Source organism: Bradyrhizobium sp. LTSP885, from assembly GCF_000938305.1.
GTDB lineage: Bacteria > Pseudomonadota > Alphaproteobacteria > Rhizobiales > Xanthobacteraceae > Bradyrhizobium.
Genome location: NZ_JYMT01000011.1, coordinates 23688 through 37470, shown reverse-complemented (window position 1 = coordinate 37470; position 13783 = coordinate 23688). Strand labels below are relative to the sequence as shown.

14 protein-coding genes are annotated in these 13783 nt (G+C 55.4%); 9 read left to right on the top strand and 5 right to left on the bottom strand.

What is annotated here, in order from left to right:
- Positions 1–35: 35 nt before the first annotated feature.
- Positions 36–245, bottom strand: coding sequence for a hypothetical protein (locus UP09_RS07600; RefSeq protein WP_044537470.1), 210 nt, complete (start codon positions 243–245; stop codon positions 36–38).
- 184 nt (positions 246–429) lie between these two features.
- Here UP09_RS07600 and UP09_RS07595 point away from each other — a divergent pair, with 184 nt between their 5' ends.
- Together UP09_RS07595 and UP09_RS07590 are read left to right on the top strand one after the other, a co-directional pair.
- On the top strand, positions 430–1218 hold the full coding sequence (locus UP09_RS07595) for a CHC2 zinc finger domain-containing protein (protein ID WP_044537469.1): 789 nt from the start codon (positions 430–432) through the stop codon (positions 1216–1218).
- A gap of 306 nt (positions 1219–1524) precedes the next feature.
- A complete protein-coding gene (locus UP09_RS07590) occupies positions 1525–1704 on the top strand; it encodes a hypothetical protein (protein ID WP_156164505.1) in 180 nt (59 codons plus the stop codon).
- 13 nt (positions 1705–1717) lie between these two features.
- On the opposite strand, the gene UP09_RS38735 is transcribed toward UP09_RS07590, so the two are convergent.
- Together UP09_RS38735 and UP09_RS36850 are read right to left on the bottom strand one after the other, a co-directional pair.
- Positions 1718–1852 carry a hypothetical protein gene (locus UP09_RS38735; protein WP_283805996.1) on the bottom strand — a complete coding sequence of 45 codons (135 nt, stop codon included), beginning with the start codon at positions 1850–1852 and terminating at the stop codon, positions 1718–1720.
- A 14-nt stretch (positions 1853–1866) separates the two neighbouring features.
- Entirely contained in the window at positions 1867–2055 is a 189-nt protein-coding gene (locus UP09_RS36850) for a hypothetical protein (RefSeq protein ID WP_082070031.1), read from the bottom strand.
- Positions 2056–2155: 100 nt separating this feature from the next.
- Here UP09_RS36850 and UP09_RS07585 point away from each other — a divergent pair, with 100 nt between their 5' ends.
- The 5 genes from UP09_RS07585 to UP09_RS36845 all read left to right on the top strand — a co-directional run bounded on the left by UP09_RS07585 (position 2156) and on the right by UP09_RS36845 (position 8523).
- The gene (locus tag UP09_RS07585; protein ID WP_044537467.1) at positions 2156–2488 is read left to right on the top strand and encodes a DUF3768 domain-containing protein; all 333 of its coding nucleotides are present in this window, start codon (positions 2156–2158) and stop codon (positions 2486–2488) included.
- 86 nt (positions 2489–2574) lie between these two features.
- Positions 2575–3654: a hypothetical protein gene (locus UP09_RS37480; protein WP_156164504.1), complete on the top strand. Its 1080-nt coding sequence runs from the start codon at positions 2575–2577 to the stop codon at positions 3652–3654.
- A gap of 466 nt (positions 3655–4120) precedes the next feature.
- Positions 4121–4501 carry an NUDIX hydrolase gene (locus UP09_RS07580; RefSeq protein ID WP_044537466.1) on the top strand — a complete coding sequence of 127 codons (381 nt, stop codon included), beginning with the start codon at positions 4121–4123 and terminating at the stop codon, positions 4499–4501.
- Between the two features lie 155 nt (positions 4502–4656).
- The gene (locus UP09_RS07575; protein WP_044537465.1) at positions 4657–5352 is read left to right on the top strand and encodes an MgtC/SapB family protein; all 696 of its coding nucleotides are present in this window, start codon (positions 4657–4659) and stop codon (positions 5350–5352) included.
- 120 nt (positions 5353–5472) lie between these two features.
- Positions 5473–8523 carry a tail fiber domain-containing protein gene (locus UP09_RS36845; protein WP_082070030.1) on the top strand — a complete coding sequence of 1017 codons (3051 nt, stop codon included), beginning with the start codon at positions 5473–5475 and terminating at the stop codon, positions 8521–8523.
- A gap of 70 nt (positions 8524–8593) precedes the next feature.
- Here UP09_RS36845 and UP09_RS07565 read toward each other — a convergent pair whose 3' ends face one another.
- Together UP09_RS07565 and UP09_RS07560 are read right to left on the bottom strand one after the other, a co-directional pair.
- Positions 8594–10135, bottom strand: coding sequence for a recombinase family protein (locus UP09_RS07565; RefSeq protein WP_283805995.1), 1542 nt, complete (start codon positions 10133–10135; stop codon positions 8594–8596).
- A gap of 589 nt (positions 10136–10724) precedes the next feature.
- Positions 10725–10955 carry a hypothetical protein gene (locus UP09_RS07560; protein WP_044537463.1) on the bottom strand — a complete coding sequence of 77 codons (231 nt, stop codon included), beginning with the start codon at positions 10953–10955 and terminating at the stop codon, positions 10725–10727.
- 904 nt (positions 10956–11859) lie between these two features.
- On the opposite strand from UP09_RS07560, the gene UP09_RS36830 reads away from it, so the two are divergent.
- Both UP09_RS36830 and ku read left to right on the top strand, forming a co-directional pair.
- Positions 11860–12057: a hypothetical protein gene (locus UP09_RS36830; protein ID WP_082070028.1), complete on the top strand. Its 198-nt coding sequence runs from the start codon at positions 11860–11862 to the stop codon at positions 12055–12057.
- Positions 12058–12743: 686 nt separating this feature from the next.
- Positions 12744–13658, top strand: a complete 915-nt coding sequence (gene ku, locus UP09_RS07550; protein ID WP_044537461.1) for a non-homologous end joining protein Ku — start codon at positions 12744–12746, stop codon at positions 13656–13658.
- Positions 13659–13783 lie beyond the last annotated feature (125 nt).

The window sequence follows — 13783 nt, the reverse complement described above, 5'->3', positions numbered from 1 at the left end:
GAAAAAGGCCCCGCAACTGAGCGGGGCCTTTTTTGTCACTGCTGCGAGATGAATTCTTCGGCGCGTTGCAGCACTTTGGCTGCGTTCAGAAGATCGCCCGTACCGAGCTGGTCGGTGTCCTTCCAGTCGTCACCGTCCTTGTAGGACTTCGAGAGCACGGTGTTGAAGAAGTCGTCATTCTTCCACACGGTTGCGGTGACGTAGCCGAGGCGGAACTTCGCTGCGGGTTGGTTTGCTTTTGGCATCTCACTCTCCTTCCCGCCGTTGGTTCATGTGCGGGAAACCGGATCGCGGACCCCCGGCCGATTCAGTCACGGCCGAGCGCAGTGCGACCTCCGGTTTTCCACACACGACCTGCATCTGCACCCAGTATACCAGGTGGTAGAATAGCGGCAGAAGCACCTCCCCACTCACCCAAAGGATGGTCCCATGCCCTTCGTGGATTTCGCGGAGTTGAAGACCCGTGTCTCGATCGAACAGGCTATGCAATGGCTCGGCATCAAGCTGACGCCACACGGCAATCAGTATCGGGGTGCCTGTCCCGTCTGCCAAGCCGGCGGCGACCGTGCCCTGATCGTCACCCCGGCCAAAGGCCTCTTCTATTGCTTTGCAAAAAAGTCCGGCGGCGACACAATCGCCCTCACCGCGCATATACGTGGCATCCCGGTAAAGGAAGCGGCCGACCAGCTCGACCGCGCCTTCGGAACTGTACAGAACGGTACTAGTACAGTTAGCAAGAACCGGGCCACAGTTCCCCAAGCACCGGAAGCTAGAAAGCAGACGGCGTTTGACCCGGAGGCGTATGCGGCGCGTCTTGATGCGTCGCATGCGTCTCTGGCCCCCTTAGGCCTGTCAGCCGAGACCCTGAAGGCTTGGAAAGCTGGATACTCAAACTCCGGCACCAACCGCGGTAGGCTTGCTATTGCCCTCCACGACCGGGATGGGAACATCCTGGGCTTCGCCGGCCGATCGCTCGGTGACGAGCAGCCAGCGCTCACTATCCCCAACGGGATCAACCCGCAGGAGATCATCTTCGGCGGCGAGCGCGTTGAGGCCGGCACACTCTACCTGGTTCGGGACGTGCTCGACGTATTGAAGGCCCACGAAAGCGGCGTCACGAATTGCGTTTGCTTCCTCACGGAAATATCGGCGCTGCAAATAGAAATGCTCGCAGCGCTGATGGCAACGAAGCACTGCGATACGGTTGAGTTGTTCTAGAGCCCCTTCGGGGGCTCTTTTCTTTCGATGATAGAATTTAGTCGGATAGCTCTGTGCGAACCTTTCCAGGGCAGCGACGAGGCACGCTGGCGGGCGAGGAACATAGGAACCCCGTTGAGAGCTGATGACTCGCAAGGTGCGGAGCTATCCCCAATTCCTTGGAGGTTGCCATGCCGCTCTTTCGTAACTTTTACCTCTGTTATCGCTGCCAAAACGAGTGGGAGGATGTCTGGTCAGCGACATGTGACGATGACTGTCCACATTGCGGCGCCAGGCATTGCAGTCCTTACAAATCGGAAGATGCCGATGAAGATGATTGAGTACGAGTTCACCCTGCCCGATGGCTCAAAGCGCTACGAGTTCGTCGACCCAGACAACGACATGAGCGCGATGCATCAGATCAACTTGTGCATGAAGCTTCATAAAGCAACGAGTGCCCATCCCGTGCAACCATCCTTGTTCGACAACGACAGCCCCGTCAATTAGCGGGGCTGTTTTCTTATTCAGCCGCTAACGCGGTGGCCCAGCTGAAATCATAATGCGCGCTCAGCACTTTCATAACCACGACCGCGCCGAGAACGCAGACGATCTGCAACAGCGTCTTCGTCGAGAATATCTTATTGAACAGCGTCATGCGACGTACCGCTCCTAACGCCGGTGGCCTAGACGAATGCCAAGCTTGAGCGCTTTCTGTCGCAGAGATCCCACACTACGTTTTGTAAGCTTCGCAATTTTGACAACGGGCGTTTTCGCCTTCGAATGCGCGCGCAGCTCCTTCACATCTGCCTTGGTGTATTCGCGGCGCACGATTGTTTTCTTCTTTGCCTTCTTAGCCACTCGTTTCTCCCCGCTTTCCGGTGCGCCCTTCTAGCACACACAGCCGTGCTGACAACCTGCGTGGTAAGATTGGGAGCGTTCTTTCGCACAGGAGGTCGCCATGAATGAACGCTCGGTTGTGCGTATCCGAGAATTGAATGACGCTTTTCGGAAGACCTTCGCCGGCGGAAAGATGGTGATGACCGCCAGCGTTGCCGCATTACCCGACATGGTAAAAGCATCTGCACTTGTGAAAGTCGCGCAGTTCGATGACTTCACTCTGGAGAACGACCCTCACGGGGAGCACGACTTTCTTAGCTTCGAACACTGTAACCGCACGTTCTTCTGGAAGTGCGATTACTACAACAAAGAGATGGACGGCGGCTCTGAGGATCCAGCCGATCCTGAAATGACGGTCCGCGTCGGCACGTTGATGCTTGCCGAGGATTACTAGCCTACTGCCCCGCCAAATCGCGGGGTTTTTCTTACCCCGTCCGCACAGTTTGATAATGGATGATACAATGACGACATACACTCACTATGGATTTTCGTCGACGAATTGTTTGGTCAATCGCGCTACCGCTCTTCACTCTTTTCCTTACGCTCAGTTGTGACGTCACAGCTTCGCTTGCCGCGACCGGCACCATCGACGCGACCAACCACTACGCGTGGAATGACAACGGCGGATACGTCAATTGGAATGCGACTAACGGAAACGTAACCGTCACGGACACCACTCTTACCGGCTACATCTGGTCGGCTGGCTTCGGCTGGATCAACCTGTCTCCTACGCTAGGTGGCGTCACCAACAACGCCGGTGTTCTGGGTGGTTATGCCTGGGGCGCCAATACTGGTTGGATAAACTTCACGGGCGTGACCATCGACAGCAATGGGCTCTTTCATGGCAGCACGGTTGCACAGTCCCTCTTTGGCACCATGACCTTTGACTGCACGTACTGCAACGTCACCACCACGTGGAGGAACTCTTCGGTCGCAGCCACCAACACCACGACCAACACTGGCGGAGGCGGCACCATCAGCGGCACGCAATCATATGGTTATGAAAGCTCGACGACCGGAACGTCTTCAGCCGCGACCACGCCGCCATCGCTTGTCCCTACCTCGCCGCCTCCGCCTGTCATCAAACCCGTGTCAGGCCCAACCAGCGGCGTGACCATCCCGGCTCATCTAACCCCCAGCATTACGTTGAGTATCTATACGAGCCCCACAGCAACCGTCGGCAGGCCTCTCGCGCTCAACATCACCTTCAACAATGCAAAGCGCACACAGAATATATCTTATGCCTACCGCTTGTATCGCGCTGATGGCTCGATCGCCTATTCGCAAACAGGCACGGTTGCCCCTGCCGCAGCGTCGAACCTTAGTGTCAGCATCCCGACTGCGGGCCTTGCTGCAGGGGCCTACACGGTGGGCGTGTCGGCGCAGTATGGCAGACAATCCATCGCTTCAGAGACGCTGCCGGTCAGCCTTTATGCAACGACGGCAGAAGCTTCTGCACATGTATCAGACACGACCACCGCAGCTGTGGCCGCTCCCTCATGCTCGTTGCTGGCTTGCTGGTGGCGGATGATTGTGGGATTCTTCAAGCGAGTGCTCTAGGGCGTGTACTCGTCAATCGCGGTTCGTGAGCGAGATCGACCCATGTCCGCACACATCGTTTCGCACGGGCTAACTCGTTGGCATTTTTGAACCGAGATTATTGCGCTTTGAAATATACCGAGGCAGGCTGGGTTAAGGACGGCACCGGTCGGCGGCGGCTGCCTGCCTTATCCCCTAGTGGCGTAAGTTGAATTTGAGAGTGGCCTCTGTTTTGGTTTAGGGTGCGCAGGGGGCCGATTCCGGACTTGGAGGATGCGCCATGCGCCCGCAGTCCTTTCTCGCAGTAGCTGTGCTGGTCGCCATGATCGGACTTGGGGCGCTCGTCGTTTATGAGTATGTGCCTCACTAGATTTAAGCCTGCGGAAACCGAAGCTTAACCGATATTCCCGGTAGGAATACGGAACTTCGTTAATCGCCAATCTGCTATGATTGCTCACCGATTCTGCTCGGCGCAACAGAGTGTTGAATGGCGAAGTCTTCAAAGCTCATAGCAGTAAAGCGCGGCAAGGTCCTCTTGGTGCGACGCAAGAGCGACCGGCTTTGGATGTTTCCCGGCGGTCGCAAGCGGCCACGCGAGACTGAGAAGGACTGCCTGCGCAGAGAAATAAAAGAGGAGCTGCCCAAACTCAAGCTCGGGCGCGTCCGCCTCTGGAAAGAGGTAAAATCAAAGAACCGGCGCTCAGGCAAAATGATGAGCGATGCAATCTTTGTCGTCAGAAAGGCATCCGGTCCCCTGACCATTGGCGACAAGAAGGAGATTGACAAGGCGATCTGGCGCAAGCCGCGCGGCATTCGTTTAACGCCGACCTCGCGTTACATCCGCGACAAACTGTTCCCCAAAGCTTAGTGAGCGGCAGCGCCACTGCCGACTGTCGTCTCCAGCCTCCACCATGGTTGCCTCGCCGTGGTGGTTCACTTAATTTAAAGAAAGAGCGACTTGCCGCTCATAGGCTTGGGATAGGGTGACGCGGCATAAGCTTCGATATAATCCGGGAGGTGACGATGCCAGATTCGGAAATGCTGATCCGGCTTATCGCTGCGGCCGGCCTTGGAAGCCTTATCGGGTTTGAGCGCGAGCGGCTACTTTGGGCAGCGGGAATACGCACTCATATGCTGGTGTGTGTCGGATCGTGCCTGATCATGATTGTCTCCCAATACGGCTTTTCTAACGTCTTGACCCACCAGAATGTCGTTCTGGATCCCTCACGAATTGCCGCGCAGGTTGTTTCGGGAATAGGATTCCTCGGTGCAGGGGCGATCCTTGCCCGGGGCGAAATCGTCAAGGGTCTTACCACGGCGGCCAGTATTTGGACGGTAGCCGCAGTCGGTCTCGCCGTCGGAGGCGGTCTATATCTGGCTGCCAGCGCGTCAACCGTGATTATCCTGATTATCCTTGCGGGCATCAAACCGCTTGAGGAGGCCTATCGTTCAAGAAATCAGAGTTGCCAGCTTAAAATTGAGGTCGAGAATGGAAGTCTCACGCCCGAACTGCTTCGAGAGGCGCTTGGTCTCAGGGCTGGCCAGATCAAGCGTTTCCTGGTGGAGAGCCGAAACGCACAGGGCACCGACGACCTGGTGATACTCTTGAGCAAGGTCTCTTCGCAGGAGATCGCCACCTATCCCGAAAAACTGAAGGAGCTTGATGGCGTTCGCGAAGTCACGATCATGAAAAGATCCAAGGATCACGCGCCAAGTTAATCGTGTCTGACTCGTGGACCGCACGGAAATATATCGTTCACGCCCTAACCCTTTATCCCCACGCTATCCTGTCTCGTTGCGCGCCGTGCTACACTGATATATACGGCCGCGATTTTTTATATGAAATCCAAACTCACGCTTTCTGTATCGCTCCTGTCCGCCGGTCTCCTCTTCCTCGTCCCGGTAGTAGCCTCCGCCTCCTATCAGCCTGGCCAAACGTTAAACCCCACGTGTCCGCCGAGCGACGCGACCTGCATCGTTGTTCCTTCCACCGCGAGCAGCACGAATATCAGCGCCAGCTTCCAGGCTACCTCGACCACCGCCACATCGACCTTCGCCGGCAGCACTTCTGTTGTTGGCACCGCATCATCAACAAACGTTGTCGTCTCAAACAGTCTCACGATAGGAAACCTCAATGGCATCCTCAAAGCTGTTGCAGGAGTCGTTTCTACTGCACTCGTTAATCTATCGACCGACGTCACCGGTATCTTGGGCGTTACCAACGGCGGTACCGGAACATCCACTGCACCAACGTACGGCCAGGTACTCATAGGTAACGGTTCAGGTGGCTACACACTCATAGCAACTTCTTCGCTCGGCATTGCGGCCGGCGGTTCAAGTCCATGGGCGACTTCCGGGTCGAACATTTCGTATAATTCCGGCAACGTGGGAGTAGGCACCACTTCCCCAAGCGCGCTGCTCACAATCGACTCGACCTCGACAACTGGAACCCTGCTGCGCCTAGGCAACGCCGGCACGGGTGGCCATATCTACGATCTCATCTCCACTGGCTCCGGCAATACCAATGGTGCCGGGCGCCTAGACATCTTTGACAAGACTGTGGGCCTTTCTCGCCTCTCCATTACCTCATCCGGCAACGTGGGCATCGGAACGACGTCGCCGTTTGCCTCGTTCGCAGTGAATGGCTCGGCGTATCTTACCGGCAGCTTGACCGTGGGGGATGCAACAACGACGCGAACAAACTTGGGCCTTGGATATGCATCCCCCTCTACACTCTTGGCTCAAACCCATATTGCGACTTGGGGAGATAGCCTGACGGCGGCGACTGCGGGAAACACACCGTACACGACGGATTTGGCACAGCTCACTGGCTTTTCCGTCTACAACGGCGGTGTCGGCGGGCAAATCAGCTCGCAGATTGAAGCGCGCATGATTGCGGATACAGCTAAATATTCCTGGCCTACCGTCATTTGGTCGGGCCGCAACGACGGCTGCAGCATTTCTACCGTCGAATCGAACATCGCAACGATGGTCTCCGCCCTTCAATCCGTGGGAAACAACAACTACGTAATTCTCGGTGTTATCAATGCGACAACCGAAGGGTCCGGTACTGGGGCGTACACGTGTATTACGAATCTAAACTCTTATCTTGCGACAACGTACGGCTCGCATTTTATCGACGTGCGCTCGTATCTGGTATCGCTCTACGATCCAAACCAAGCACAAGACGTAATCGATCACGGCAATGACACGCCGCCAACGTCACTGCGCGCAAGCGGCGATACGCTACATCTCAATAGCCAAGGCTACTATGACGTTGCGCAAGATATCTATCAGGGCTTTTCGGTATTGCAGCCGGCCAGCTCCGCATCCACACTAACGCCAAGCAACGCCCTGAGCCTCTTCGCAAACCCACCGACGATTGGATCAACAACTCCCGGGGCAGGCTATTTCTCTCGTTTTGCGGTTGGGACGACTACCAACTATTCAGCGCTAACGCTAGATGCTGGAGGAAGCGCGAATGCTAGTGCAATTACGTTCTCAGGCCTTCAACAGACGACAAACACGATAATTGCCTTAAGAAATTCTGTTACCAATTTGGGGTGGTCGATTCGTTCCGGAGGCGGCTCGCAGGAAATGTTCGACTTAGCGGACCCCTATCTCACGAATGTTCTTCAGATAAATACCGGCAGTTCGACCAATTCAAGCTTTTACAATCCGTCTGCCAGTGTTCCGTTCGGGTTCGGTACGACAACCGCAAATAGTAACTCCACATCCAGGGTCGCTATCTCCGCAAACGGATTTAGTGCTGCGTCGAATCCGCTGCTTACATTTACCGACATGCCAGGCTCTCCACCTCCAGTTATCGGAGTTCGAACGGCTGCCGGAAATGCCGGGTGGACAATCGCTGCCACCGGCGGAAGCGACGAGTTCTATAACTTGAAAAATGGCGCTGCAACGGTAATGAGTATGTACACGGGGACGGCCGGTTCTATTAACAGCTATTGGACTCCACAATCCGTTTTCAGCAAAATTGGTTTTGGTACTACGACCCCCTACGCCCGCCTTTCCCTTTGGGGGAGCGATACCGCAAGCTCAACTCTCGCTTTCAATATTGTTAACAGTGCTTCTACCACTCTCTTCGCAGTCTTCGATGGAGGCAATGCACAACTCTCGGGTACACTTACCCAGAGTTCTGACCAGCGTTTGAAGACAAACGTTATTCCTCTTGATGCTTCAACGTCCTTGTCAGAAATCAACGCGCTTACGCCCGTGACCTATAACTGGCTTGATCCAGAAAAAGGAGGCACGCGCCAGTACGGCTTTATCGCGCAGCAAGTGCAACAGATCTTCCCAAACCTGGTCTCCACCACATCCGCTACCGCACTCACGCCAGACGGAACGCTCGGCCTCAACTACCTTGGCCTTATTGCTCCGATCGTGGAGGCAATTCAGACTCTCTCGACCGAAGTACAGAGTCTTACGGCTATCGTTGCTGGATTTGCAGACAGTTTTCACACGCAACAGCTTTGCGTCGGTTCGACATGCATAAATCAGCAACAGCTCGCGGACCTACTTGCTCTTGAGACACAACAGGGCCAGGTTCAAATAAGCGCCCCTACCCCGCCGACTATTTCCAGCACCAGCACTCCCCCATCGATCAACATCCAGGGCAACAACCCTGCGATCATCCAGGTTGGCGACACCTACACCGACCTTGGCGCTATCGCGACCGACAATCAGGGCACTAGCCTCGGTTACAAAACATTCCTAAACGGCGCGCTGGTAAGCAACATCGTTATGGACACGAGCGCCGTCGCCACAGACACCATCGACTACGTTGCAACCGACACCTGGGGCAACACGTCGACGAGCACCCGCTCGATCCTTATTGAGGCCGCTGCAGCAGCATCTTCATCCGTGCAGTAACGTTCTCCGCCATTCCGCTGGCCATGGATTAGCTGCCCTAAGCGATCGCGCCGGCATCGTTGAGATTTCCCTAAGTTGTGCGGGTGGCATCCGTTAATGCATTTGCCAGATCTCCCAGAGTCCTAAAACAGGTCCCACCGAGGAGTTCTACATCCACGCCCGTACCGTTCAGGCGGTCGGATCGACTAAGAGAGCGGATTAACACGAAATCATGGATGCCTTCAGCAAGGTCCATGCGCACGGCAATTATTAGATCAATATTGGATTTTCGTCGTTGCCTCAAAATCCACTGCGAATTTCCAGATTTTGTCTTGAGGCATCGGAGCAGGTAAATTTGAACCGTGACTTTATCGTTCACGATGTATGTTCTCGCATTGAAGTCGAAGCGTGTCGTCAAATCCATGCGCCGCATCTCCGCGAAAAGCAGAGGCAGAATGCTTCTGCGCTTCGATGAGGTCTCTCGCTTAGCGGATGCATTGGAAAATTTGTTCTTTGGCTGGTATCCGATTAACTCGTATGCCTTTACTAGGCTGCCGAAGCGCTTTTGATAGCTTTGAGTTTTCGGCGTCGACCCTGCGGCATTTATAAGCTTGCTGTTCAATCGACCTTTGAGGTTCAGGAGGCACCTGAGATTTTCAAGCATGTGCTCGTCAGACTTGCGTCTTGTGAGTTCGGCGAATCTCCGCTGTGCAGCGTGAAATAGATCCGCATCAACCACTGCCTGAAACGCGTTGACTGATCGTATCCACATCTCCGACGGGTTCTTCACCGCCTTATCTTTCAGCTTGAATGAAGTGCGATTGTAGACGTTGTTACCGATGTATTTCTCGTTTGAAAGCATTCTTGAAATTGTGTCGCGATTCCATGGCCGCCCATACTGATTGACGAGCCCCTCCTGATTCAATTCTCCTGCTATCTGAATTTCGTTCTTTCCGTCGATCGCAAAGGATCTGAACATGCGTCGGACGAGGGCGACTTCACCAGCCGGCCCCGGAGCAAGGATAACGCGATCGGATTGAATAAATTTTCGTTCCCCGTCGGCCAAAATGATTCTTGGAGTGCCGCTAGCGTCGACTAAAGTCCGCCTCAAACCATATCCAGCAGGCGCCCCTTGCCAAAAGCCTCGGCTGCCTAGCGTACAATGCCCAGCAAAGACTCTCCTAGAAAGACGTCTGCTAAAGCCCGCCGCTTCCGCCCTTTGTAAAGCCTTGAGCACAGTTGATACAAGGCTACCATCGTTCTCAAACTCTTCCTCGCAATAGATAACCTGAATGCCCGACTGTTTACAGAGATACTCGTAGTGCGCGCTTTCGTCAGCATCTTGGAAGCGCCCCCAGCGACTAACATCATAAACCAAAATGACTTCGAAGTCGGCTAGCTTAGTCTGAACATCCTTGAGCAGCGACTTGAGGCCCAATCGGCCGTTCAAATGCAATCCACTACGTGCTTCGTCCGAATACTCCCGAACGATTTCGAGGTTGTGAGAGGCAGCGTATGCTGCAATTGCCGCCATCTGGTTTAGCGTCGAGTAGTCCTGTTCGTCCGTGGACATGCGAACGTATTGCGCGGCTCTCAGGGCAATTCTGTCACTCCCGGGGAAAGGCTTTCGCACGAACAGCCACCACCGATGCGGTTGCGTCGATAGTAACTTTGGCCCGATCCTGTTCCTGAGTTCTTACGAGGTTTCGAAGAATAATGTTCAAATTCCTCCAGGAATTCGGTCAGCTTTTCCGTTCGCCCAAGGCCACTACGCGAGGAAGAAAGCTGGAATGAAATGGTGGTCGAGCGGCGTGCTCATTCTTTCCTAGGAAGGATAGTATCCGTCGCGCGATCGAGAACACCCATCTGGTCGCAGACGCGCCGAAAATCGACCAGGCCGCGGTCGCTCAACTTCGATCGCTCGGATAGTGGCCGGCGGTCTATCCTCACCACCGATGTGCTTTTGGTCGCCTCGGTCTCCGGTAACCACTGATCGTCGCTCACAGCTTCTCTGCCTCTCCGCCACGGCCGCCAATACTGTAGGGCCTATTTAAGAAGTAGTTTCGATTGCCGAGCGCCTTTTCCGCGTACTGATCTATGGCCACAATAATCGCTTGGACGTGCTGATAGCCCTTCCCTGGCCGCTAAGTGCCGGACCTCCGCCAAAACTTTAATCCACGGCGGAGGATTGGCTTCGTCTTGGAAGTACTTGAGAGGCTCGCTCACCATTGGCGGCCACCCAAAACTTTCCCTTTCGAGGGAGCAGGAAGCTCGCGCTTCAACTTGTCCCGCTCCGCACAAAGCGCATCGATCTTGTTGAGCATTCGCTCTAGCAGCGCTTCGGCCGCGGCTGTAGGTATCCCTGCCCGCTGCAGCTGGCGGATTTCTCCACGCTGCCGCCCCACCTGGGTCCGCATGCGCTCGATTTCATTTCGGATGTGGTCCAGTTCCATAGCCAGCCTCAGAGTTAGTCGCAATATTTGTTCACTAAATGTTCTTACTGGCAAGCCCGTGCTGGCTTTTTTATCCTCTAGGGGCCTAAGTTGATTTTTGCAGTGGCCTGAATTGGTTAGGCGACGTTCTCGGTAAGACTACTGAGCCTTCGTTCCCCTATATGCACTGATAGGTGCATAGCCATTTATATAGGCATCAGGAACCGCGCATTTTCGTTCGCGTTAACAGGCAGCCTCCTGCGTAACGGATAAGAGGAGCCTGACGTGATCGAGCGCCCCCACCCCGATTCGTATTTGGTTCGAGCACGCATCTGTCTGAGCGTCGCGATCATCGGCGCGATGTTATTCGCTGCGGCGATGCTCACGGGTGCATTCGTCCAGTAAGGCTGGGACCCAATGTCGCCCCTTTGCCCGGTATGCAGCCTGCCCATGAAACCGCTCGGTCGCACCTTCCAGTGCGACACTTGCCGACAAATAATCATATTCTTTGACGCGCCTCACGCCCCCTGTAAACCTAGCCCGAGCGAGCCCACCCTAAGAAACAGAGCTAGGCAAGCAAGGACGCCTCGGTTGGCTGGGGCTATTTGTCAGGCACGTTCACCGGGGGAAGCGGCTGCGTTGGCATGATAGTCGTTTGACGCCCATGCTGCAGAGCGGACGCCAACGCCAAAAACCCCGCCACGGTTATGATGATCGCCCCACGCATGCGATCACCTTAGACCTCCAAGCGCCGCGCGCAATTTGACAGAAGTCGAAGGCCGCCTCAGTTGGGGTCCTGGCCTGTTTCGACCCCTGGTGGCCTAGTTTGATTCTGTTCACAATTGAACAGACCGGGCGATTTCGGCATAATAGGATCGAAACTCTGGAACCCAACGGTTAGGACCCGGAAGCCAAGAGGTGTGTCATGCAGCGTCGTCGTTTCAAACACATTCTGACTTTCCCAGAACGTCTCGATCAGGAAGCCAAGCGTCTCCGAACAGAGGCCGAAAAATTGCCGCCCGGATCCGAACGGGACGAACTTCTTCGCAAGGCTCGCCAGGCCGAAACCGCTTTTCACGTCAATGACTGGCTTTCATCACCCGGGCTTAGGGCACCGGAATAGAAGTAAGGCCGCCTCAGCTGGCGAGCTGTCCAGCATATATCCGCATTCCGCCCGGAGTGGTCATTCGCAGCCTGCCCGATAGATCGACCATGTAGCCTAGCGCGATCAGCCGCGCGCTATGGTCGGGCCGGGATCACTGCCAGGGGGCTTGTTACGGCGAACGTGTTGCCGACTATGAGCAGGGAGGCAATCCCCGCTTCAATCCTATCCCCAGCCCGGGACTTATGACCTTGCAACCGTCTCCCCTGACCCATCTGGGCCATGAACCTTTGCGCGGGGTGTGCTGACACACTCATATCGGGATTTTACGATCACCTTCCCGGGGCTAGGACCGGCGCCGTCTGCAATCTTTTCAAGCGGGCGGCGTTGTGTTGTCGGGTGCGCTCAAAGAGGCGGCCCCAGCACTGGGGGCTGGGGCAATGGCTGGGGCCGTCCTTCACTTGGACGACGCAGGCGTCTCCACCTATCCCGTCACTAATCAAGCTAAACACGAGTTCGACGCGGTGTCGGTCTGACTCCCGACATTGGGAGTGTCCTAATTCCCCGTCGCGGGTGTCCGAATTTGGACCCCACTGGCAAGCCGCTACGATTGGTGTGCCGGCAGCAAAAAAACACCCAACCAGTTGTCGGAACCAACGGACCTCGTTCGTCTTGAATCCGGGTTCTGTAGCGTTTGGAGTATTTGAATGGCCCCCCGCGCCAACTGGAAAGGCTTTTTACGCCTTTCGCTTGTTACCTGTCCGGTCGCTTTGTACCCGGCCACTTCTGATTCCGAGAAGATCAGCTTCAACCAGATCAATAAGAATACCGGCCATCGCATCAAGTACATGAAGGTAGATGCCGACACTGGCGAGGAAGTTGCTAGCGAGGACATCACCAAGGGATACAAGGTCGACACCGACACCTACATTGAAGTGTCGAAGGACGAGCTTGAGAACATCGCTCTCGAATCCACCCGGACCATCGATATCGATGAGTTTGTGCCGAAGAGCGATATAGACCCGCGCTATCTCATCCGTCCGTATTACTTGGTCCCTGACGGCAAAGTCGGACACGACGCCTTTGCAGTCATCCGCGAGACCATCCGCAGCATGGACAAGGTCGCCATTGGCCGCGTCGTCCTAACCAATCGCGAGCACATCATCAGCTTAGAGCCCCTCGACAAAGGGCTCATGGGCACGCTCTTGCGATATCCCTACGAAGTCCGGAGCGAGAAGGAGTATTTCGACGAGATCCAGGACGTGAAAGTCACGAAGGACATGCTCGATTTGGCAAAGCATATCGTCAACCAGAAGGCGGCCGATTTTGATCCTGAGAAATTCGAGGACCACTACGAAGAGGCACTGACGGAACTCATCAACGCCAAGCGCAGCGGCAAGACCATTACCGCTAAGGCGCGCCCGCGCGGTGAGAACGTGGTGGATCTCATGGACGCACTCAAGAAGAGCATCGCCAGCGAGGCGCCGCCGAGCAAAGGCAAGAAGCCCCGCAAAGCCGCTGCCGGCCAGAAGGAAATGCTGCTCCCGATCGAGGGGAAGAAGCCCGCAGCAAAGAAGGCGGCCAAGCCTGAGCGGGCTACGGGGCGCCGGAAGGCTGGATAACAGCCTCTGTTGGAAGCCGCTTGAAAAGGAATTCGCTAAGTGCGAATTACCTGCGGCGGTTTGACGCTTGGCGCCAGAACGCATAGGCAACGGGAGAGCCAAAAAAGAGCCAAAAATTTAGCTCT